Raw genomic sequence first — 21359 nt, forward strand, 5'->3', positions numbered from 1 at the left:
ATTATGCCGATCTGGGTGGTGTCTGCGCTGGTGGTGGGGCCGGGCGGGCTGCTGAAGTCGGCATAATCAGAGTCCTTCGAGGAACGCCAGTAGCGCGTCCGGCGGGTGGTAGCGACCGGGCCGGGTATGCGGTGGGGTGGTGCGGGCGAGGGCTTTCTCCTTGATGTCGAGGTGGGCGTGCAGATAGATCGCGGTAGTGTCGACGCGTTCGTGTCCCAGCCACAGCGCGATGACGGTGGTGTCGACGCCGGCTTCGAGCAGTCGCATGGCCGCGGTGTGCCGTAACACGTGGGCGGTGACGTGTTTGGCGTTCATCGACGGGCAGGCGAGGGCGGCGGTGTGTTGGTGATGGGCGAGTCTGCGCTCGATGGCGTCGCGGCTCAGTGGTTTCCCGGATCGTGTCGAGAAGATCGGATCTGTTGGCTTGATTGAGGATTCGGCCATCCAGTCGCGTAAGGCGTTGACGGTCGGTTTGGTCAGCGGTGTGATCCGGTCTTTGCGTCCTTTGCCGTGGCAGGCGACGTGGGCTCCGCCTCCGAGGTGGATGTCGTTACCGCGCAGCATGATCAGTTCGGAGATGCGCAAGCCGGTTTGGACCATCAGCAGGATGAGCGCCCGATCGCGTCGTCCGGTTCGGGTTGTCGGATCCGGTGCCGCGAGCAGGGCGTCGACCTCCTCGGTGGTCAGGTAGGTGACCAGAGCTCGTTCGAAGCGTTTGGACGGCATGGCCAGGACCCTGCTGATGGTGGCGGCGTGTTCAGGGTGGCGCGGCGCAGCGAAGTGGAACAGCGAGTGGATCGCCGAGAGCCGGGCGTTGCGGGTGCGCACGCTGTTGTGCCGACCGTGCTCGAGGTGATCGAGGAACGCGGCGATAAGGTCGCTGGCGATGTCGTCGATGTCCAGCGAGCAGGGTTGCTTACCGGTTCGCGCGGCGGCGAAACCGAGCAGCAGCCTCCAGGCGTCGCGGTAGGCGCGGACAGTTGGCATGGCGTTGTTGGCGGAGCCGGTCGGTGAAGAACGCCTGCAAGGTTGGAGCCAGCGCGGTCATGACCGATCCTCGTCTTTGTGGTCAAGCCGGTGCAGGGCTGCAGCGAGCAGTTCGGGCGCGGCCGACAGATACCAGTAGGTGCCTGCGGGGCTGCGGTGGCCGAGATAGGTTGCCAGCAGGGTCAGTCGGCGATCGATGTCCAGATCGCCGGTGTAGGCGTCTAGGAGGCTGGACACGGCAAAGCTGTGCCGCACATCGTGGATGCGTGGCCGACACGACGACGACCGGGGTCCGATGCCGGCCTGCCGCAACAGTTTCTGGAACGTCCACTGGATGTTGCAGTAGAGCAGCCTGGTGCCCGCCGGGGAGATCAGCAGGGCCGTCGTGTGGGCCGTTGATCGTCGGTCGGGGCGCTGCAGGTAGGTCAGTACGGCTGCTGTGGTGCTGGGATGCAATGGCAGCTGCCGTGCGCCACCGCCTTTGGCGTGCCGAATCAGCAGCACCCCGCGCTCAGCGTCGAAATCGTCGACGTCGAGGGCGATCACCTCGCCGACCCGCATCCCGGTGACCGCTAACAGCCCGATCAGGGTTTGGTAGGTCGCCACCCGCAACGGAAATCGCAACGTGGCTGTAGCGGCGATCAGCGCGGCGATCTCGCCGTCGGTGTAGAGATACGGGTTGGCACGGTGGGATTTCCACGGCAACACATCGGTGGCCGGCGCCTCATGCGCCTCGTCGAGGACATGCAGATAAGCGGCGAACCCCCGCACGACGGTGAGGCGATGCGCCCACCACAGGGCGCTGGCGTCTTGTGGTAGCCGCGCCCACGCCAACGCCAGATCGGTGGTGATTACCGCCGCGTTGCGCTCTTCGAGGTAATCGAGGAACTGGTTGAGCAGCTTCTCGGGACGCTGCAGCGCGTAGCCGAGGGATCGGCGCAGGCTCAAATAGTCGACCAACGCCTGTCGTAGCGGGTTCATGCCGCACCGCCGGGCCAGGGGCGAGCCAGTTCACGCAGGCCCTCAATGTCGACCTTGGCATAGACGCTGGTGGTCAACAGGCGGCGGTGGCGCAACACCTGACCGACTTCGGGGAGCGCTGCTCCCGCCTGCACCATCGCCGTGGCCGCGGTGTGCCGTAACACCCGTGCTCTGATGCAGCCCAGCCCGGCTCGCGCGGCTGTCCGGTGGACGGTGTCGGTCACGCCGGACACCGACAAGGACCGGTGCGGGGCACGGAACCGCACGAACACTGTGCGGCAATCAGCGGTCGCCGGACGGCCGTCGCGCAGGTAATCGGCCACCGCTTCGCCCACGTCCACCGGCAGCGGCAGCCGCTCAATCCGATGCCCTTTGCCCGTGACGACGAGTTCACCAGCGCGCCAATCGATATCGTCAAGCCGCAAGGAGCAGACCTCACCCGGACGCAACCCCAGTCGCGCCAGCAGCACAAGCATCGCGTAATCCCGCCGACCCATCGGGCTGCTGCGGTCGCAGCAAGCCAACAGCCGTGCGACCGCGTCGGGGTCCAAGCCCCGCGGCACGCCGAGACCTGTCCCGCCGGCCACCGACGGAACCGCCGATGCCAACGACGAGCCGATCACGCCCTCCACGTGCAGAAAGCCCAGCAGCGACCGCACCGCGGTCACGATCAGCTTCGCCGTTCCCACCGCACGTCCAGGGCACGACACCCGCACGAACCCGATGACATCGGCCGCGGTCAGCGACGCCACATCCAGTTCACCACCGGCCATCCGGCTCGCGAGCAGCGGCCTCGTCAGATGGGCATACAACGCGGCAGTGGCAGCCGACAATCCCCGCTCACTCACCAGATAGCCGCGGTAGCGGGCCAACAGCGTCTCCACCGCCCCTCCCGGCTGCGGCTCTGGCTCCACCGGCGTCACATCCACCCCGCGCAGGTATTCGAGTAACGGCGTTAACGCTTTGGGAGACAACCACAACCGATAACCCGCAGCGCGTCGTGCGGCGAGGAAATCCGCCAGTACCGACGCCGTCAGTCCATCGGCGGCAAGGCCGTGCTGCATCATCCACCGGCTCAAATGCGCCATCAACTGCAGCTGATTAGCGCTCGCATTCGGCCGATACCCCAGCCGAACCAACTCGGCAGCAAAACCACTGCTGAACGCGGCCAGCGGCCCCGTCACGCAGACCCGATCCGGACTTCCCATGACGCCTCCTTCTCGTTACGAACAGAGAAGAAAAGCGTCGCCCGTCCGAGCGCCTGATTATGCCGACTTCAGCCGCCCGCCCGGCCCCACCACCAGCGCAGACACCACCCAGATCGGCATAATCCGGACATCGGCGTAATGAAACTTATGCCGACGTCGGCATAAGTTCCACAAGCAGGCCAATGTCCTTGCCGCGCTGCCGAAATCAGCGCATCCCAGTGCGCTGGCGGCGATGAAGGACATCTACAACGCCGAGGACATCGACAAGGCCCAGGTCGCGATCAAAGCATTCGAGGTCGACTACGGCGCCAAATACCCCAAAGCGGTCGCCAAGATCGTCGATGATGCCGATGTGCTCTTGGAGTTCTACAAGTATCCCGCCGAGCACTGGATTCATCTGCGCACGACCAACCCGATCGTTATCTGGAGCGCTGGAGGCATTGGGGCTGTGAACTGCATGTTTGTTTCGTGGAGGGTGTCTATGACGCGCGTGGAGGTGGACGTTGGCCGCTGGTCAGGACGGCCCGATTGTGACCGAACTGCGATGCGCCGGCTGCTCACTCGGGGCGTCGCGGCCGTTGCCGCGGTTCTGGCCGAGAGCGCAGGCGAGCTGGCGGCGTAGCCGCTGGTTTTCGTCGGCAAGTTCGCGGTTGCGTTGGTTGGCGATTTCGAGGCGCCGCCGCAGGGAGTCGTCGCTGGCGCGCTGCCCGGTGGGGACCGGTGTGCTCAGCTCGGGCCGATACTGGGCGCGGAGTCGGCGGATCTCGTCTTTGAGGTCGGTCTGGGTGTAGATCCACGAGCGGGAGACACCGGCGTGGCGGGCGACGGATTCGAAGGTGAGCACGGCGCCGCTGCGGTCGAGTTCGTGCATCGCGGCGATCGCCTTGGCGCGGGTGTGTTCGTGGCGCTGCCTGGCGGCTTTGATGAGGTGGATGCTGTTGTCAGTCTGCATGATTGGCCTTCTCTGCTTCTGAATCGTCGAGAGCGGTGATGATGGTGTCCAGGTTGTGCAGGACCTGGCGGTTCATCTCGGTGAGTCGTTGTTGTCCGCGGGCTTCGGCGGCGGTGATCAGCTGCAGGGTCTGTTGCCGCTGCTCGCGGTGCTGGGGCAGGAACTCGCCAGTGGTGAGGAACATTGGGCAGGTCAGGCAGGCTTCTCTGAACTTGGCTGCCTGCTTTGTCATTGGGTTGCCGTCTAATTCTCGCTGCGGTGGCCGAGCTCTTCCGCCAGGCGCTGTAGCGATTCTTGCATCTGACTACGGTCGGCGACGGGCAGGTGATCGAGCATGTCTGTGTGGCGGAATGCTGACCAGTCGTACGTTTCCGTGACAAGCGTCCGCTCCGGTCCAAGGGGTGTCATTCGCCATGTCCAGGTATGGCCAGCGGGTTCTTCGCCCGGCTCAGCTGGGGCCCACCCGATAGCACGCCTTGGCTCGTAGCAGATGACATGGTTTTCGACTTGGTGGTCGCCTTTCATCCTGTTGTGCATGTTCATCACGAACACCGTGCCTAACTCGGTCAGTGTGCGGTGGTCGGCCGAGCTACGGATCATTCCGGTCGTATCGAGGGCGACATGGTTATCGGGCCTGGCCAGAAACGCGAAGACCAGCTCCGCGGGAGCGTTGATGACGCCTGACACCTCGATGCGGCGTATTTGCGTGGGCATGACAGCACCTCCATGACTCACTGGGCCCTTGTATGAAGACTGGTTGTGCGGCCCGTACTCATCGCTGATTCATTGGCTCCGGACTTGGTTGGGAGGGAGGGGGTTCCGATGTCGACGGCGCCGCGGTCGCTTGTGTCGATCTGGGTAAGTTTGTCGTTGACGCCGGCAAGGCTGACTTGGAGTCCCTCGACTTCGCCGAGCCAGCCATGAAGTTTGGCCTCGCTGATTCGGTCCTCGAGGTTGCTCCGGATCTCTTCCAGGCGTGGTCGTTGCGCTGGGTCCGGCCGTAGAAGCGAACATCGGACACAAGCGTGCTCGTGAAAACACGGCGTTCCGAACGCCCGGCCGCACGTCCCGACCGACACCTTGCGCTTCTCGAAGTGGGCGAGGAAGTCGTCCCACTCGTCCTCGGTCGGGGTCCGGTATTCTTCGCTGGGTCGGGTCGCCCGTCGGCGGGCGATGAACGCTCGATGGGCTTCGATTGCTTCCATGGGGTAGACGGCTTTATATCCCATGGTTGTATCAATTGTTTTGTGCCCGCAGATGATTTGGGCGATGTGCGGTGGTAGACCGCTCATGATGGCGTCGGTAACGAAGATCCTTCTGAAGTCGTGGGGCGAGAAGATCAGTGGTTCGCCGGTGGCGTCGGTGAGCCCGCTGGCGGCGAGTGCGTCGATGAGCAGTTTGCGGATCGCACTGGGTGTGAAGGGTCGGTGCTCGTTGCCGATGGCGCGTTGGAACAGCAGCGGCATCGGCGGGTTCCAGACCCGCTCCCGGATGTCGTAGGACGGCACCAGGGGTATCGCACCGTTGGGTGCGCGTAGGCGGGTGACGATGGCGCTGAGCACGTCGGCGAGTTCAGGGCTGACGAGCAGCAGGCGTTCGGTGTCGGTCTTGGAGGGGGCGATCTGCAGCAGCGGGACAACTTCGCCGCTGGAGGGCAGGCGGTATTCGGTGATGCTGTGGTGGCTGAGTTCAAGCAGTTCCTCGCAGCGGATGCCGGTCAGTCGCAGAACTTCGATCGTCGCGAACGCCCAGAACGCCTCGTCGTCCTCGTAGGACAGGTTGCGCCGTTTGCCCGTGGCCGTGTCTTCCGCCCAGACGTGTCGGCCGATGGCCTTGGGGACGAGCGCTTTTCGCAATTTGGCGTCGGCGCCGGGGATCAGCGCGCCAGGCGAGGTCTGGTCAGCGGCCTGCAAGAACTGTTGTGCGGTGCGGCGGCGCTGGTTGGCGGTGCGCACCAGCACCGGCAGCACCGGCAGTCGTTCGCGGGTGCGTTGGTCCATCCGAGCCTTGCGGTGTTTGCGTTCCTTGGCTCGGCGGATCTCGGCGTCGCCGATCGGGCAGGGAGCCGCCCACTGGGCCCATCGGGCGGGATCGTCGACGGCCCACTGGGCGATGTCGAGGTAGAACGCTCGCACGCGTAGTAGTTCGTCTTTGGCGTTGAGTCGCGGGGTTGCGACCTCGATCTGCTCGCCGGCGGCGTTGGTGATCGTTCGCTTCTTGGTGGCCAGGTCTTCCTTCCAGGTTCGGATGATGTCCTGGGGCAGCTGCAGGGTGTCGATGCCCGGTGCGATGGCTTCGATGCGCGCCCAGAACAGCCCGGCCAGGCTGCGGGAGATGGCGTCGATGCTGGCGAAGTCCAGCGACGGCTGGCGTTCCCGTAGGTAGTCGACGAGCAGGTCGCGAATGGGTCTGCAACGCAACGGGTATCGATCCACCAATTCTTCGATCGTGAGCCGCCCGGTGGCTTGTCCGAAGGCGCGGATCGTGTGCGGCGCGTCGTCGGGGAAGATGCCGATCGTGCGCAGGCGTAGGTAGAAGTCGACCTTCTTTTGTCCGCCTCGAGCGTGTACCTGGCGCAGGGTGTCGACCAGTTCGACACAGTCGCCGACGGTGATGTCGGCGACGCGTCCGCCCTTGCACGCGAGGATGGTCGCGATCCTGGTCGCCGCGACCCGCGCGTCGACGGCGGAGCTGGCCGGTTGGGTCTCGGCGAGTCGCTGCAGCTGGGCGAACCCTTGCGGGTCTCTGGTGTGCGCCATCGCGCCGGCGAGATGGGCGTGTGTGCGGGTAAGCATCCACGGCACACCGGGACGGATGACGTCCCCGCAGATCAACATGAGCAGGCCCGAGGCCAGATCGTCGGCGTCGTAGGACGCGTTCTGTCCGCGCTCCTGCAGCCACGTCAGTGGGAGCCCGGTCCAGGTCTTGCCGGGATGCTGCTCGACGCCGCTGAGTTCCCAACGTTGTTGCCAGGTGTCGCCCGGAAACGTCGCCAGCCAGTCCAGCAGCTTGGTCACACCGCGTCGTCGACCAGCCTGGGTCGTCTTGACATCCGACGTAAACAATCCGGAGGTCAGCCTGACGATGGTGTCCTCGGCGGTTCCCGCGGCGTGTGCCCCGCAATGCTCGGGCTGACGGGCGGGGAACCGTTCGCGCAGCTGTTTGTTCCGCCCGCTGATCTGGGTCTTCGTTGCATTGGCCACGGCAAGTGGTTTGCGCGCAACGTGTTTGGCGATCGTGGTCACATCGACCTCCCGAACAGCACGCTCAGCGATTGCGGGTCGTAGCCCGGCGCCGGCGGCGGTGGAACCGGGTCTTCGCGCTGCATTGAATCGCCCCGGGTTTGATGCACACCTGGTTACTGGTGTGCAGCCTCTGATTGGGCTGTATTTGTAGCGTAGTAGACGGTCTCGTACTCCATCGGTGGGATGCGGCCCAGGCGATGCATGAGCCGGTGGGTGTTGTACCAGTGCACCCACTCGGCGGTCAGCAACTCAACATCGGTCAGACGGTGCAGCGGGCCCCGCCGGAACGGCGAGTCATCGCGGACCGCTTCGGTCTTGTAGAGCCCTATCGTCGTCTCTGCCAGAGCGTTGTCGAAGGCATCCCCGACGGTGCCAATGGAGGCCACCAGCCCGGACAGCGCGAGGGTCTCGCCGAACCGCACGGAGGTGTATTGCGAGCCTGCATCGCTGTGATGAATAGTGTTGCCCGACAATGGATTACCCTCGTCCATGCGGAGTTGGGCAGCCTGGCGGATCGCTCGGCGCACAAAGCGGTCCTCCTTGCTGGCCGAGCAGGTCCACCCCACGATCCGGCCGGCGTAGGCATCGATCGCGAACGCGGTGTAGACAAACGCTCCGTTGGCCAGGCGGACGTAAGTGAAGTCCGCCACCAGCAGCACGTTGGGGGCGGGCACCCGGAACTGGCGTTTGACCAGATCAGCGGCCCGCGCTGCGGCCGGATCCGCCACGGTGGTGCGGACCTTCTTGCGACGAGTGACCCCACGCCAGCCCTGGGCCCGCATCAGTCGCTCGACGGTGCATCGGGCCACTGCGATGCCCTGACGTTGCAGATGAGCCCACATTTTGGTCGCGCCGTACAGCGACTCGGGTTTGCGGCGACCGTGTTCGTCGGGCTCGTAGAAGCCGGCCAGCACCTCGGTGATGACGGTGTCCCACAGGGTCCGCGCTGACGGGGGCCGGGTCAGCCAGGCGTAGAAGGTTCTCGGGGCGATCGTGACGTCGTGCTCGGTGAGCACGCGGCAGATCGGAGCGACCCCGAACCGAGCACGATGCTCGGCGATGAACGCACAGATCAGTGGTGTCGCGGGTCGCTCTCCCGCACGAAGAAACTTGTTGCTGCCTTGAGGATTTCGATGGTTTCCTCGAGCTCACGATTTTTGCGTTTGAGCTCTTTGTTCTCCCGCGCGATATCGGTGGACACTCCGTCACGCTGACCGGTGTCGACCTCGGCCTGGTTGACCCAGCGGCGTAGCGATTCGTAGGACACTCCCAACCGCTTGGCAACCGCGATGATACAGGCCGTGCGGGTGTCGTACTCCTCGGCATGGTCGGTGACCAACCGCACCGCCCGGGCCTTGAACTCGTCGTCGTACTTCCTCGGCATGATGCGAACAACCTTCCCTTGAAAGAAGGTGTGCATCAAACCCGGGGTGGTTCACATCGCCTGTCGCGCGTGGTGAGCCAGCACGCTCGCCACGACCTCCTCTTTGGTGGGCGTCAAATACAACTCGGTGGTGGTCAAGTGGGCGTGGCCCATCACCCACTGCACGTCGCTCAACGTCATCTGCGGATCCCGCGCCATCCGTGTCGCGGCGCTGTGCCGGAGGTCGTGCAATGTCCAATCCGAGCCCAGGCAGGCATTGGCCCGCTCGAACATCCTGTGCGCGGCGTGATAGGTCAGCGGACGGTGTGGTCGGCGTCGTGTCCACCACAGCGGCTGGGTCCGGCCACGCGGCACATTGGCCTGCGCGTCTTGCTGATACAGGCGGAGCCATACAAACGCGTCCGCCGCCGCGGGAAGTTGCTGGATCGCGCGGGAACCCTTACGCACCACCGTGATCAGTTGTTGCCCTGGGTCGACATCGCACTGGCGCGCCCCCAGCAGCTCTGACGCGCGGGCTCCTGTCGAGATCCAGAATGCAACCATGGCTCGGTCCCGATTCGACGGGAGCGCAGTGAACAGCGTGTTGAACCGATCGTCGGGTATCGCTCGCGGAATCCGCTGCGGCACTTTGGGTCTATATCGGCCTACGCGGTCGTGCTTCGATGCCTCCATCGGGTTGTGGTGGGCATTCGCCCGCTCCGACCGACGTGCGATATCCAGCGGAAACGGATTCAGGATCGGTCCTGTACCGATGTCACGCTGGAAGTCGTAGAAGCCACGTAGCACCGTCTCGCTATGAGCGATTGTCGCTGGCGCATACCCAGGGCCAAGCGCGGCCTTGCCCGTTACCGGGTTGGGTGGCCCAACCGACTCCACTGTTGCAACCGCTTGGTCCGACAATGGCCTTCGCCGGTGTTTGACCGTCAGCTGAATCCAACAGCTGAAGTCGCGCGCTTCGATCCGGGACGCGCGGTGCCAATCGACATCGACCGCGCCGAGGAATCGCCACCACCGCAGCAAGTCCATGCCGTAGGAACGCAACGTCGCCGGCGATCGACCGGCCGCGAGCAGCTCCCGCAGAAACGCGGCCACTGATTCCACGACGGCGCCCTCGGCGTCGATCAACCGGTAAGGCTCACCCATATCGCCGGTTGAGGTGAGTTGCCCACAGCGGGGCACAACAAGATGGGCTACATCCCTGGTTTGTGCTGGCTCTTGGTCCATGGCCGGGAAGCTATCGGGGCCGACGCATTACGCCGCGTCACGCCACGCGGTTGGGCGAGTTAGTTCAGTCAATAGGGCGTTAGCGTGCGGGCAGCTCTGCTGAACCGGCAGCCCGCAGTAGCCGTTGGGCAGGGCCTGGGTGGCGCGACCGAGGCGCTGCTTGGCCCAGGAGGCCTCGGCGATCGGCCCGTCTGGGTCGAAAGAGATTGTGGCGCCGTGGATGTCAACTTTGCGGGCGGCTTCCCACTGGCGCCGCACGGTGGTGTCGTGCAGGCGGGCGTAGTGCCCGGTCATCTGAGCGGAGTCGTGGTCGAGGATGCGTCGCACGACCTCTTGGGGAACGTCGCGGTTGATCAGCCGGGTGCCCAGGGTATGGCGCCACTGGTGCGGGGTCAGGTGCACCGGTTGGCCGTGCGCGTCGCGGATGTCGCAGACCGACAGCCAGCGCAACAGCGCCATCCGGTAGGTGGGGCTGGCGATGGGGTAGGCGCCGTCGATGTTTTTCGTTGGTCGCGGGAACAACCCTGGAGTCCCCGCTGGCCAGCGTTCGGTAGTCCGGATGCGGTGTTCGGCGATCAGCTCCGGCAGCTGCTCGTCGATGGGCACCAGCGCGTCGCGCTTCATCTTGTGGTTGAAGTAGCGCACATAGGGCGCGCCTTCGGCGTCGGCGACTACACAGTCGCTGCGCAGCCGCAGCGCGTCGGTGATCCGCAGTCCGCAACGCATCAGGATGATGGTGATGAGCCGGTGGGCCGGGTCGGCGAATCGGGCGAGGTTGGCCGGATCTTCGAGCTGGGCCATGACCTGTTCGGCTAGCGCCCGCGGCAACCGTTCTTCGCGTTTCGGGTAGTCCTCGGTGAAGAACATTGTGTCTGCGGGAAGAGCCGTTTCCCAACGGTGTTGGCGGATGGCGGCGAAGAACCGGTTGAGCAGCCCGATGTGGGCACCGCGGCGTTGGGCATGAAGGGAATCGCCGCGCAGGTCGGCGAGGTAGCGTTCCAGCACGGACCGGTCGATTCCGTCGATGCGCTCGACGCCGATGTCGGCGAGGAACCCGGCGAAGCGGGTGAGCACGACGACGGGCCGGCCGCCGCCAGCTTCCAGGCCCATTCCGGTCGATAGCCGCCACCGCACCCACCGTTTGGCTAGTTCGCGCAGCCACGGCTGGCTGATCGCGGTGAACCGCAGTGTCCGGTCGCCGTCGTAGCCGAGTCGGCGCATCCGCCAAACGTCGCTGGAGTACTCGGCTTCCCAGCCGCCGCCCTGGGCCAGGTCGGTGATCACCCGGCAGGCGTAGCCGAGGAACCCGCGGGATCGGCTGTCGTTGATCGTCAGCCGAGTTCGCTCCCGCCAGGCGTCCTCGCCGTGGTCAAGCAGCGAGCCCACCTCCGCGGCGGCCAGGGCCCGGACCACGCGCATGACCACGTCGGGAGTGAGCTTGCCCTGCCGATCGTCGTGGCGGCGTTGCAGCACGTACTGCATCTCCAGTTTCAGCTGACCGGCCAGCCGGTCGAGCCGGATCACCTCGCCAGCCAGCGGGGTGTTCGTGGCGAAGCGGTCGGCGAACTCGTCGATGTCGGGTCGGCCGTTGACTTTCCAGGTGTTGGTGTGGGTTTGACAGAACGGCGAGGTCGCCTGCGGCCAGAGCTCGCAGTGTGAGATGCGGCAGGTCGCGCCCGCGGTCGGCCGTGTGAATGGCTGCGGTTGGGCCAGCCACGCGTGCAGGTCGGGGCACCCGGCCCGTTCCCATCGTTGTGCATGCAGACCGCACATGCCGCCACGCGCAGAGCCGAAATAACAGTCGGGCACCCGGCACCGTTGGTTGGGCTGTTGCCGCCGCCACCGCGGATCGGTCGACGCGGCGAATCGTGCTTGGTCCGGGCGTCCCTGGTCGTTCCAGCGCTGCAGATGCCCTTGACACAGGCCGCGGCCGCGAGCAGCTCGCTCGCACCCGGTAACCCGGCATGCGGCTCCACCGAACACCGGGTCCGTGGGCCCGAATTCCAGTACATCGCTGCGGAATTCGCTGCGTACCGAGCCCATCAGCTTACTCAGCAGCCCCGAGGATCCGGCAGGCGTCACCGACGGCGCGGTCATCGACGCACCTGTCCATCGGTGAACCAGCCGGCCTGCTCCATGACCCGCCGAGCGTCCTCCACGGTGAGGTGCCCGTAGATCGCGGACGTCGTGGCCACGTTCGCATGCCCGAACAGATGCGCGACCACCTCGATACCGACGCCGTCGCGCAGCAGCCGGGTCGCCGCCGTGTGCCGCAGCCAGTGTGGGTCGAAGTCGAGCCCAGTCTTACGGCGCAGTCGCCGCACCAGGTCATACACCGCGTCATAGGTCAGCGGATGCCCGCGTGGGTGTGCCCACAGGTTGACGAACACGTAATCACTGTCCAGGTCGCCATACTCAAGGTGCAGATAGTCGGCATACAAGCGGATCAACTCGGCACCGACCGGGATCGTGCGCGCGGTCGGCGACTTCGCGCGAGCACCGTTGGCGTTGTCACGGCGTTGCACCGTCACTTCACGCTCAGCGGCGGCGATATCGTTGTGTCGCAACCCTAGTGCCTCACCAATCCGCATCCCGGTGTCATACAGCAGGGCGAACAGCAACCGGTCCCGCAGCCGGTCGCAGCCGTCCAGAACCATCTGCACTTCGATCGCAGTGAGCACCCGCGGCAGCTTCTTGGGCGTCTTCAACGCGATCACCCGCCGCGACCTCGGCGCGCTCTTGCTGATGTGATGCAGAAACGGCTTCCACCCGCCACGGCCCCCGCGAACCTGCCACGACGTCAACAGTTCGCCGACAGCCAATCCATCACGTGCAGCGTAGATGTAGAACGCACTGACCGCCGAAAGCTTCCGATTCACCGTCGATTCCGTGCAATGATGCGGCACCGACGGCAACACCGCGACACACCCGTCGCGCGCTTGCAGCGGCAACCGCAGCCAGGCCACGAACTCGCCGACATCCTCGAGCCGCACCGCCCGCCAGTCCAGCCCACGCTCAACCAGAAAGCCGAACCAGTCCTTCAGATCGTGCGCGTAGGCCTTGACCGTATTCGGCGACCGCTCGATATCAGTCAGATACCCCAGATACCGATCAACCGGTGCGATCGGAACATCGTCCTCACCAAGAACCGTCCACGACTCACGCGACGAGACCGGTGAGATGACCCGAGCAACGTGCATCGGCCCTCCGCAGGCTATGCCTCCTGGACAACTGCAGATAACCACATCCAGCACGCAGAACCAGCGACCCCGACCCCACGTGTCGGACATCGAGGACGCCGCCAAACGAACCCCAGATAACGATCGAGTCGACGTTCGCCACCGTGCGGCTGCGCACCAAGGTCACCAAGGGCCCCGGATCGCGTGCCGCGGGGATTGCCATGGCCTACAAGCTGATCGACGCCGCACAAGCCCGCTGGCGAGCCGTCAATGCACCACATCTGGTCGCACTCGTCCGAGCCGGCGCCCTGTTCCACAAAGGCAAACTGCTCGAACGCCCCACCGACATCACCCCAGCGGCGAACCCGCCCGAATCAACCGGAACGGAGGTCGCCTGAAACACCCCATCCACAGGTATTGACAATTCCTCGCGGCAGCGGCGTGTTGGTGATGTCGTCGAGATACAGCCCAATGCGCTGAAAGTCCTCCCACTGTGCGACTTTGGTGCGGTGTCGGTTATCAAATGGTCCATCGGCACGATGGCTTGGACAGCCGCGGTGTTGTGCCAGCTGACGGGGGTCAGCAGATGCAGCGTCGCAGTCGAGTCGTCGAGAACTTCAGATCCGCAGATCGCGGATGCTCGAAGCAACTGCGCGAGTCCGCGCTGCGGCGCACGGGGCTTGGTGCGAGCTTGTTCGACGGAAGCGGATCGCACGGCCAACTGGCATCCGTTGGGCTCTACAAGTCGGACCTGTGCCCATCTTTGAAGCGGCCATCCGAGACATCAATCCTGCAGGGACCACGGTTCACGGCCCCATTTCTAAGGGCTGCCGCTAACCCCTTGGACAGTGCCCTCGGAGAGAAGTCGGTCTATATGGCCAATCCCGCTGCCGCGTAGGACCTCGATGGTGTCGGCACCCCGCCGCCTCGGCGGCTCCGGGGTAGCACAAGGAGTTCGGCTGAATCGAGGCGCTGGTGCGGGTTGGGTCACGCCGCCGACGTCGATGAAAGTTTCTCTCGACGCTAAGTGCGGGTGCAACGGGGCCTCCGATAACGACATCACCGGCGCGACGCAGGCGTCAGTGCCCTCGAAAATTGCGGTCCACTCCGCACGCGAGCGAGTCGCGAACCTCTCTGAAATCGCGAGACGCATCCGAGCCCAATTGGAGGGATCGTGTCGCCCTCGGAGCATGTCGTCAGGAAGCCCAAGCAGTCGAATGAAATCGGAGTAGAACCTCTGTTCGAGGGCACCAACTGCCATCCATTCCCCGTCCGCAGTCTGGTACGTGTCGTACCAGGGGACACCGGTGTCAATGAGGTTGGTGCCCCTGTCATCTGACCAGCTCCCCGAGGCCCGCAGCCCATGCAGCAGCGTCAACAGCGAACTGGTGCCGTCGACGATTGCGGCGTCGACTACTTGACCCAGTCCTGAACGTTGGACTTCCCACAAGGCAGCCAATACTCCCATCACGAGGAACAAAGACCCGCCGCCGAAATCACCAACGAGGTTGACGGGCGGTACCGGCGGTTGCCCGGCCTGGCCGATCGATCCGAGGGCGCCCGTGACCGCGATGTAGCTGATGTCGTGGCCCGCGCTTGGAGCGAGCGGACCTGACTGACCCCACCCCGTCATTCGGCCGTACACCAGCCGGGGATTGGCCTCCCAGCAGTCTTCGGGGCCGAGCCCCAGGCGTTCGGCGACGCCTGGACGAAAGCCTTCGATCAGAACATCTGCCTTTGACACAAGTGACAATACGGTCGTAGCTCCGCGCTGCTGCTGGAGATCAACGATGACCGAGCGCCGGCTTCGTCTGAGCAAGTCATCCGTCGCTGCCTTCGCCGTCTGCGAAGATACGGGTCGCTCAATGCTGATGACGTCCGCACCCATGTCCGCCATCAGCATCGCCGCGTATGGACCCGGGCCGATTCCGGCAAGTTCGACAACCTGCAGCCCTGCAAGCGGTCCCCGATCTACCACTGGAATCCCTCCTCGTCGTGTGTGCGCAACTGGCCCCTGAGATCACCCGCGGTGGAGAACAATTCAGCGCCGCCCACGGGAACCTGACCCGGCGATCACGTCAAGATTTCCGGTTCGACAGAGATCCGCACGGTTGGAATCGTTGAAACGTCCTGAGGTCGCCGGGATGTCGTCCTCACATCACAGTGAAGATGCCGACCAGCGCCGCGCATGCCAGGATGCAGTAAGCACTGAATACCGCGCGCAGCGCGGTGGGCGCCTCTTTCAGCTCCATGAAATTGGCACCTACGAGGTAGACCTTGACGAATGCGATGACAAGGATTGCCGAGCCGGCGAGCGAGCTGCTGGAATAGGAATGCTCTCCGAGCAGCAGAGACACGACAGTGGCGCCAATGAGGATGGCCCACACTACTTCAGAGCGACCTCGTACGAAACGCGCCGCGGCGGTCATGCGAGTGCCGATTCGCTCAGATGGCGACCGGATTGGCAGGAGAGTGAGTGAACCTGTTGATACACAATCATATCCACACGTCGCCAGCGTCAGTCGACGACGTCGATCGCCCGCTCCGGGCAGTTACTCTCGGCAAGCTTGACCGCTTCTTCTAGCCCGGCCGGCACGATGCCCTCTTCTGTCAGAAGCAATGCCAGTCCATCATCGTCAAATCCGAACACCTGCGGTGCGGCCTCGTGGCAACGCAAGTGGCCTTGGCATTTCGCTAAATCTAGTAGCACTCTCATGATGACGCCTTCCGGTCGGGTGGGTTTGCTTCATGGGTGGGTAGGGCCCGAGTGAATTGCGGAACTTTGATACCGGCGCGTTGTTCGAAGACCACCGTCACCGGCAGGCCGACGCGAACAACATCAGGAGCGCACCCAACGATGTTCGCCATGAGCTGCGGGCCCTCGTCGAGTCGAACAATTGCCAGAACGTACGGCAGCTCGCCCGAATATGACTGCAGTGGAGATTGATGGACGATGGTGAAGGCGAATACCCACCCACGGCCGCTGACGCGCGTCCACTGTGGCCGCGGATACCAGCAGTGTGGGCACCACGGTGTCGGATAGAGCGAGTACCCGTTGCACCGCGGACACTGCTGGATGTGCAGCTCGTCGCGGCTGGCCGCCGACCAGTAGGGTTCGGTCAAGCTGTTGACGTTCGGCACTGGTTTGGACATCACGGTGCGGTCCGCCCCAACACCAGGCTTGCGTGCTCAGCCATCATTCCACCGTAGGTGTGGACGAACGTGGTTTCGATGCCGTCGACCTGATGGGCGCCGGCCGAGCCCATGACCTGTCGCACTCCCTCGACGAGGACCGACATCCCTGAAGCATCCCCGGTGTGGCCGAAGGACAGCAGTCCGCCGTTCGTGTTCATCGGCAGCGCACCACCAGGGTCAGTGGCGCCACTGTTCACCAGTGCTGCTGCCTGACCGCGTCGGGTGAATCCCAGATCATCCAGCAGGATAAGGGGATTGACGCTGAACGCGTCGTACAGCTGCACCATGTCGATCTCGGCAGGCGTGATCCCCGCCCGCTCGAAGGCCTGTCGCGACGCGGGACCTGCACCCGTACGGACGAGGTCGCGACATTGACTGATGCAGTTGTGCGTGTGATATTCACCGAAGCCGAGAATGTAGGCGGGCTGGCGGGCTAGTTGCCGAGCCCTCTCGACGCCCGTGACCAAGACCGCTCCCCCACCCTCGCATGGTACTGAACAGTCGAGCAGGTGGAACGGGCTGGCGATGGGTCTCGAGGAGATTACATCGTCGACACTGATCTCACCTTTGCAATGCATCACCGCATCGGGGTTACGCAGTGCCCAGCGCCGCGCCGAGACCGCGACGCGAGCCAAGTCATACTCGCTTGCACCGGTCTCAGCCATATACTGCGACGCGGCGAGCGCATATATCGCCGGAATGAAAGCGCCATATATGAATTCGAAGTCAGGATGGCTGACGATCCTCGCCATCGACTCAGCCGCGCCAGCGCCGACATCGGGAAACTTCCCAGCGCCCACACACAAGATCGCGTCAGCATAACCATCAGTGATGAGTAGCGCTGCGCGCTGCACCATGAGCGAAAACGTCGCTCCGCCAGCACTGATTGTCTCGCCAACTCGGACATTGATTCCCAGCTCTTCGCAGAGCTTCTCGTGAGTGAACAGCTCCGAGGGCCCTCCGAGGGCGATCCCCGCGGGCGGTGCGAACACACCATCGACATCGGACGGCCGGAGACCCCATTCTTCAAGAGCACCGTGGAGTATCCGCCGATACATGCCAAGGGAGTCATCGGCGGGAAATCGGCCCGGAGGGATCTCGTAGGCCTTCGCGATCGCGGCCTGGGGAGCGCGGCCGCGACAAGCTGACGCGGTAATGGTCATACCCCCGGTGTATCGGTCACCAACAGCCCGAACATCCGTTGTTTCGCCGGGCCGATCGACACATGCACGTGCTTGCTTTCGAGATATTCATCGAAGCCCTCCTCGCCGAATTCGCGGCCCACTCCACTTTGTTTGTAGCCGCCGAACGGTGCGTTGAGCGACAACAGATGCCAATCATTGATCCAGACCGTGCCCGTCCGGAGTTGGGCTGCAACTGCCATCCCGCGACCAACATCACTAGTCCACACGCCGCCGGCCAACCCGTACTCGCTGTCGTTAGCGATCTCAATTGCTTCGCGTTCCTCGTCATAAGGGATGACGGTGAGGACTGGGCCAAAGATCTCGTCCCGGCACACCTTCATATCGTTTCGCGCGTCGACCAGGATCGTCGGCTCGTAGTAGAACCCTCCAGTCATGTGAGCCGGAATGCCGCCGCCGCAGAGTAGCTTTGCGCCCTCGGCCTGTCCGGCCTCGACATAGGCGTGCACCGAATCCCGCTGCCGCGCACTGATCAGAGGGCCCATGTCGGTTGTCGGATCCGAGGTCGGTCCAATCTTGATGCGCCGAGCCCGCTCCACCATGCGGTCGATGAAGTCGTCGTGCAGTGACCGTGGCAGCAATAGCCGGGTTCCCGACTCGCATCCTTGACCCGACCCGACGAGGAAGGCCCAAAGCGAGCCGGTAACAGCGAGGTCGATGTCGGCGTCGTCGAGCACGATGTTGGCCGACTTTCCGCCAAGTTCGAGCGAAACGCGCTTTATCGTGGGAGAGGCGGCCGCCATGATCTTGCGGCCCACGGCCGTGGAGCCGGTGAACGAGATTTTGTCCACGCCTTGATTGGTGGCCAGCTCGTCACCGACCTCGGCGTCACCGGTCACGACATTGACTACGCCCCGTGGGATGGGACTTTCGTCGAACAGTTTCGCCAGCTCCAACGCCGAAACCGGCGTGTTCGGTGCCGGTTTGAGGACGATCGTATTGCCCATCGCCAACGCCGGACCAATTTTCCACACGGCAAACAACAGCGGCGCATTCCAGGGAACGATGGCTGCACACACGCCGACAGGCTCCCGCAGAACGTAATTCAGCGACGTGAGGGGCGGTTGCCCAGGCGGCAGCGGCTCAAGGAAGGACCGCTCCGCCGCGTCTGCGTACATTTGTAGGTGCGCAGCCGCGCCTCCGGCGTGCATGGTTTCAGCGATGCGGATCGTCTGTCCGCCATTCTCGCGCTCCCATTCGGCGAACTGCGGTACCCGACGTGCGAGTTCCTGCGCCACCTCGGTCAGCATTCCGCGTCGGGTGGCTGGTGCCAACCCACTCCATCGGCCGTCGTCGAAGGCCGAACGCGCTGCAGCGATGGCCTGCCGCGCCGTGTCTCGCCCGGCCTGGTCGACGTAGCCGAAAACCTGGCCGGTGGATGGGTCGATGAGTTCAGCCAGCTTGCCGGTCTGAATCCATTGCCCATTGACGTAGCTACACCACACGGGCAGTTCAGTCATCGCACGTCTCCGAGTTGTGTGAGTCAGTGGCGCAACGCAATCCAGCCAACCACGTTGGCTCTGAGAATCACCGGGCCAGTGCCGGCCGTACCAGCGCAGCCTCGGCGTCCCGCGCCCAAGGCTGCCATCGCAAGCACCCCGACGCCATAGTTGGCCACTTGGCTCCCCAATACCGTCACGCGGCGAGTACTTCGGTTGGCTCACATGCCAGTTTGACACCGTGCGGTTCTTAATCCCCTGTTTGCGTTCTCAGCCGTTCCGAGGGCTAGCCAAACGGTTGGTTCGCGCGATAGATTTCGAGAGGCGCGCGGTCAAAAAAACCGCACGAAGCGTTTGATGGAGGAACGTGCGATGCTCGAAGCGATGCAAAGTGACGGTTAGGCTCCCCGACCCGCGGGACATCCTTGTTCGTGAAGCCCTGCAACGCAACGCCGCACGATGGCCGCACGAGGTGTTTGCGACCTTCGAGGACGGTACCTCCTGGACCCGGGAGCAGGCCCTGGAGGAAGCCTGCGGCGCCGCCGAACAGCTTGGTTCGCTCGACGTGCACCAAGATGACAGGGTTGCAGTTCTATTGGAGAACGGTGCCGATTTCTTCAGGGTGATGTTCGGTTCTGCCTTGCTCGGCGCCACACTTGTTCCGATCAACACTTCCTACCGGGGTGTCATGCTGGACAAAGCCCTCGGCCTCAGCCGGCCGAAGATATTGGTCGCCAACGCCAGCACCCTCGGCCCGGTTGACGCAGACAGACTGCAGGCATCCGGAATCACTTGCGTCGAACCAGACCGAATAAGGGGTCTGTCGACGCGCGTTCCAGAACTGGAGCGGCCGGCGGCATTGCACGACACCGCAGTACTCATCATGACATCTGGAACCACCGGGTCATCCAAACTCGTCGTCAATAGCGCGATTCACGCATATTTGGGTGGCTCGTGGCTGATCTGCGACGGCGGCCGCGGCCGCGAAGACGTATTATTGCTCGACCTTCCGCTGTTCCATGCCGCGGCCTTCTGGTGGGCGAGCTGTGCGCTCGCAAACGGAACGCGGATGGTGGTGCGCCGGGCGCCGGCAATGCGCACATATTGGGAAGTGGTTCGTGACAACGACATCACCCTGGCATTGCTACTCAGCACGATGGTTCCCTTCTTGCTCGACCAGGAGGTACGGACAGCGGAGCGTCAACATCGAATCCGTCTCATGACCGCCAGTCCCGCGCCGAAGGATTTGACGACCTTCATGGAGAGATTCGCAATTCCTGAATTGCGCACGGGCTATGGACTGACCGAGGTGCCTACTCCAATCACTTCACAGACTGGCGACACCGTCACCGGAAGTTATTGCGGGCACCAGCGTCCGGGCTTCCAGTGTCGCCTGGTAGACCACAACGACGTGCAGGTGCCGGCCGGTGAGTCCGGGGAACTGATCGTGCGCGCCGAGCACCCGTGGATGATCACCAGTGGCTACTTCGACGACGCAGAAGCAACCGCGGCTGCGTGGCGCAACGGCTGGTTTCATACCGGCGACCTCATGCGCGCCGATGAACAGGGACGCTTCTATTTCGTGGACCGGATTAAAGAGGCAATGCGCCGCCGTGGCGAGAACATCTCGGCACGTGAGCTCGAGGCTGAGCTGCGTGGCTTCCCCGGAGTCGCCGAAGTTGCCTGCGTCCCGTACCGCGAAGAGTCCTGGGTGGAGGATGAAGTGAAAGCCTGGATCGTTGTGGAGGACGGTGCACAGGTTGATTTCGAAGACCTGCTCCGGTTCGCGGTCGACCGGCTGCCGTACTTCATGGTTCCACGCTACTTCGAGATCACCCCGGACCTACCATTGACCGACACCATGCGGGTGAAGAAGGTTGAGCTTCGCCAGCGGGGCAACAGCCAGGCGACATGGGACAGAGAAGCCCACGGGTATCGGGTGTCACGCAATGGACTGGCGACGATTGCCTCGCCAACTTAGCCCGACCAATGAGCCCAGCACTGCGCAACCTGCCTTTTGATATTCTCATCGCTGCATGTCATGCCGACCGGTGTCTGCCCAGCGCACGCGGGGACCGCGCACCGTGCTGAGTACATCTGCCGCTGGTTGGTGCGGCAGATTGCCGAAAGACTGTTCGGTGGAGCGTGACGTTACCGAACGCGGGAGGAGCGCTATGGCGGCATGGCTGAGGAGGTGAGTGCGCCAACCAACATGTCTACGCGGGCTGCACATGACGCTCGATACGACAGTGTTGTGCATGCGGCGGGTGAGTTGTTCGCCGAGCGGGGTTTCGACAACACATCTCTGCAAGACATCGGTGACGCGGTAGGGGTCCTCAAAGGGAGTCTCTATCACTACATCT

19 protein-coding genes and 2 pseudogenes are annotated in these 21359 nt (G+C 63.9%); 4 read left to right on the top strand and 17 right to left on the bottom strand.

Annotated features, from left to right (window positions below):
• Window positions 1-66: 66 nt before the first annotated feature.
• The 3 genes from ORI27_RS28790 to ORI27_RS28800 are packed head-to-tail and all read right to left on the bottom strand — an operon-like array spanning window position 67 to window position 3176.
• Window positions 67-987 carry a tyrosine-type recombinase/integrase gene (locus ORI27_RS28790; RefSeq protein ID WP_323055690.1) on the bottom strand — a complete coding sequence of 307 codons (921 nt, stop codon included), beginning with the start codon at window positions 985-987 and terminating at the stop codon, window positions 67-69.
• A gap of 57 nt (window positions 988-1044) precedes the next feature.
• Complete coding sequence (locus ORI27_RS28795) at window positions 1045-1968, bottom strand: tyrosine-type recombinase/integrase (protein ID WP_266000548.1); 924 nt, start codon at window positions 1966-1968, stop codon at window positions 1045-1047.
• Window positions 1965-3176, bottom strand: a complete 1212-nt coding sequence (locus tag ORI27_RS28800; protein WP_266000547.1) for a site-specific integrase — start codon at window positions 3174-3176, stop codon at window positions 1965-1967. The genes ORI27_RS28795 and ORI27_RS28800 overlap by 4 nt, the downstream gene beginning before the upstream one ends.
• Window positions 3177-3342: 166 nt before the next feature.
• Here ORI27_RS28800 and ORI27_RS28805 point away from each other — a divergent pair.
• Window positions 3343-3594, top strand: a pseudogene (locus tag ORI27_RS28805) (transposase); the annotation flags it as partial.
• A gap of 96 nt (window positions 3595-3690) precedes the next feature.
• Here ORI27_RS28805 and ORI27_RS28810 read toward each other — a convergent pair.
• The 8 genes from ORI27_RS28810 to ORI27_RS28845 all read right to left on the bottom strand — a co-directional run bounded on the left by ORI27_RS28810 (window position 3691) and on the right by ORI27_RS28845 (window position 13181).
• A complete protein-coding gene (locus ORI27_RS28810) occupies window positions 3691-4128 on the bottom strand; it encodes a DUF6262 family protein (RefSeq protein ID WP_266000546.1) in 438 nt (145 codons plus the stop codon).
• Window positions 4118-4360 carry an integrase gene (locus tag ORI27_RS28815; RefSeq protein WP_266000545.1) on the bottom strand — a complete coding sequence of 81 codons (243 nt, stop codon included), beginning with the start codon at window positions 4358-4360 and terminating at the stop codon, window positions 4118-4120. Before ORI27_RS28815 ends, ORI27_RS28810 begins: the two co-directional genes overlap by 11 nt.
• An 11-nt stretch (window positions 4361-4371) precedes the next feature.
• The gene (locus ORI27_RS28820; RefSeq protein WP_266000544.1) at window positions 4372-4842 is read right to left on the bottom strand and encodes an SRPBCC family protein; all 471 of its coding nucleotides are present in this window, start codon (window positions 4840-4842) and stop codon (window positions 4372-4374) included.
• A 17-nt stretch (window positions 4843-4859) separates the two neighbouring features.
• A complete protein-coding gene (locus tag ORI27_RS28825) occupies window positions 4860-7373 on the bottom strand; it encodes a site-specific integrase (protein WP_266000543.1) in 2514 nt (837 codons plus the stop codon).
• Between the two features lie 113 nt (window positions 7374-7486).
• Window positions 7487-8757 (bottom strand): IS3 family transposase gene (locus ORI27_RS28830; RefSeq protein ID WP_266000542.1). Its coding sequence is split into 2 segments (ribosomal slippage): window positions 7487-8484 and window positions 8484-8757, totalling 1272 coding nucleotides; the frame shifts between segments, so codons are not numbered across the junction.
• 51 nt (window positions 8758-8808) lie between these two features.
• A complete protein-coding gene (locus ORI27_RS28835) occupies window positions 8809-9981 on the bottom strand; it encodes a tyrosine-type recombinase/integrase (RefSeq protein ID WP_266000541.1) in 1173 nt (390 codons plus the stop codon).
• A gap of 27 nt (window positions 9982-10008) precedes the next feature.
• Window positions 10009-12078, bottom strand: coding sequence for a tyrosine-type recombinase/integrase (locus tag ORI27_RS28840; RefSeq protein WP_266000540.1), 2070 nt, complete (start codon window positions 12076-12078; stop codon window positions 10009-10011).
• Complete coding sequence (locus ORI27_RS28845; protein WP_266000539.1) at window positions 12075-13181, bottom strand: tyrosine-type recombinase/integrase; 1107 nt, start codon at window positions 13179-13181, stop codon at window positions 12075-12077. Before ORI27_RS28845 ends, ORI27_RS28840 begins: the two co-directional genes overlap by 4 nt.
• A 122-nt stretch (window positions 13182-13303) precedes the next feature.
• On the opposite strand from ORI27_RS28845, the pseudogene ORI27_RS28850 reads away from it, so the two are divergent.
• A pseudogene (locus tag ORI27_RS28850) lies at window positions 13304-13558 on the top strand (IS256 family transposase); the annotation flags it as partial.
• A gap of 422 nt (window positions 13559-13980) precedes the next feature.
• Here ORI27_RS28850 and ORI27_RS28855 read toward each other — a convergent pair.
• The 6 genes from ORI27_RS28855 to ORI27_RS28880 form a co-directional block, all read right to left on the bottom strand.
• On the bottom strand, window positions 13981-15138 hold the full coding sequence (locus tag ORI27_RS28855; protein WP_266000538.1) for a CaiB/BaiF CoA transferase family protein: 1158 nt from the start codon (window positions 15136-15138) through the stop codon (window positions 13981-13983).
• 175 nt (window positions 15139-15313) lie between these two features.
• Complete coding sequence (locus tag ORI27_RS28860) at window positions 15314-15589, bottom strand: cytochrome C oxidase subunit IV family protein (protein WP_266000537.1); 276 nt, start codon at window positions 15587-15589, stop codon at window positions 15314-15316.
• An 89-nt stretch (window positions 15590-15678) separates the two neighbouring features.
• Window positions 15679-15876: a ferredoxin gene (locus tag ORI27_RS28865; RefSeq protein WP_266000536.1), complete on the bottom strand. Its 198-nt coding sequence runs from the start codon at window positions 15874-15876 to the stop codon at window positions 15679-15681.
• Window positions 15873-16313: a Zn-ribbon domain-containing OB-fold protein gene (locus tag ORI27_RS28870; RefSeq protein WP_266074033.1), complete on the bottom strand. Its 441-nt coding sequence runs from the start codon at window positions 16311-16313 to the stop codon at window positions 15873-15875. Before ORI27_RS28870 ends, ORI27_RS28865 begins: the two co-directional genes overlap by 4 nt.
• Window positions 16313-17518, bottom strand: a complete 1206-nt coding sequence (locus ORI27_RS28875; protein WP_266000535.1) for a thiolase family protein — start codon at window positions 17516-17518, stop codon at window positions 16313-16315. The genes ORI27_RS28870 and ORI27_RS28875 overlap by 1 nt, the downstream gene beginning before the upstream one ends.
• Complete coding sequence (locus tag ORI27_RS28880) at window positions 17515-19017, bottom strand: aldehyde dehydrogenase family protein (protein ID WP_266000534.1); 1503 nt, start codon at window positions 19015-19017, stop codon at window positions 17515-17517. Before ORI27_RS28880 ends, ORI27_RS28875 begins: the two co-directional genes overlap by 4 nt.
• A 370-nt stretch (window positions 19018-19387) precedes the next feature.
• Between ORI27_RS28880 and ORI27_RS28885 the strand changes: the two genes are divergently transcribed.
• Window positions 19388-20977 (top strand): AMP-binding protein, encoded by a 1590-nt coding sequence (locus ORI27_RS28885; RefSeq protein WP_266000533.1) that lies wholly within the window; start codon window positions 19388-19390, stop codon window positions 20975-20977.
• Window positions 20978-21178: 201 nt separating this feature from the next.
• Window positions 21179-21359: helix-turn-helix domain-containing protein (locus ORI27_RS28890; protein WP_266074034.1), on the top strand; the 181-nt coding region annotated here is incomplete at its 3' end.

Origin of the sequence: Mycobacterium pinniadriaticum, assembly GCF_026242045.1 — a bacterium.
Lineage (GTDB): Bacteria > Actinomycetota > Actinomycetes > Mycobacteriales > Mycobacteriaceae > Mycobacterium > Mycobacterium pinniadriaticum.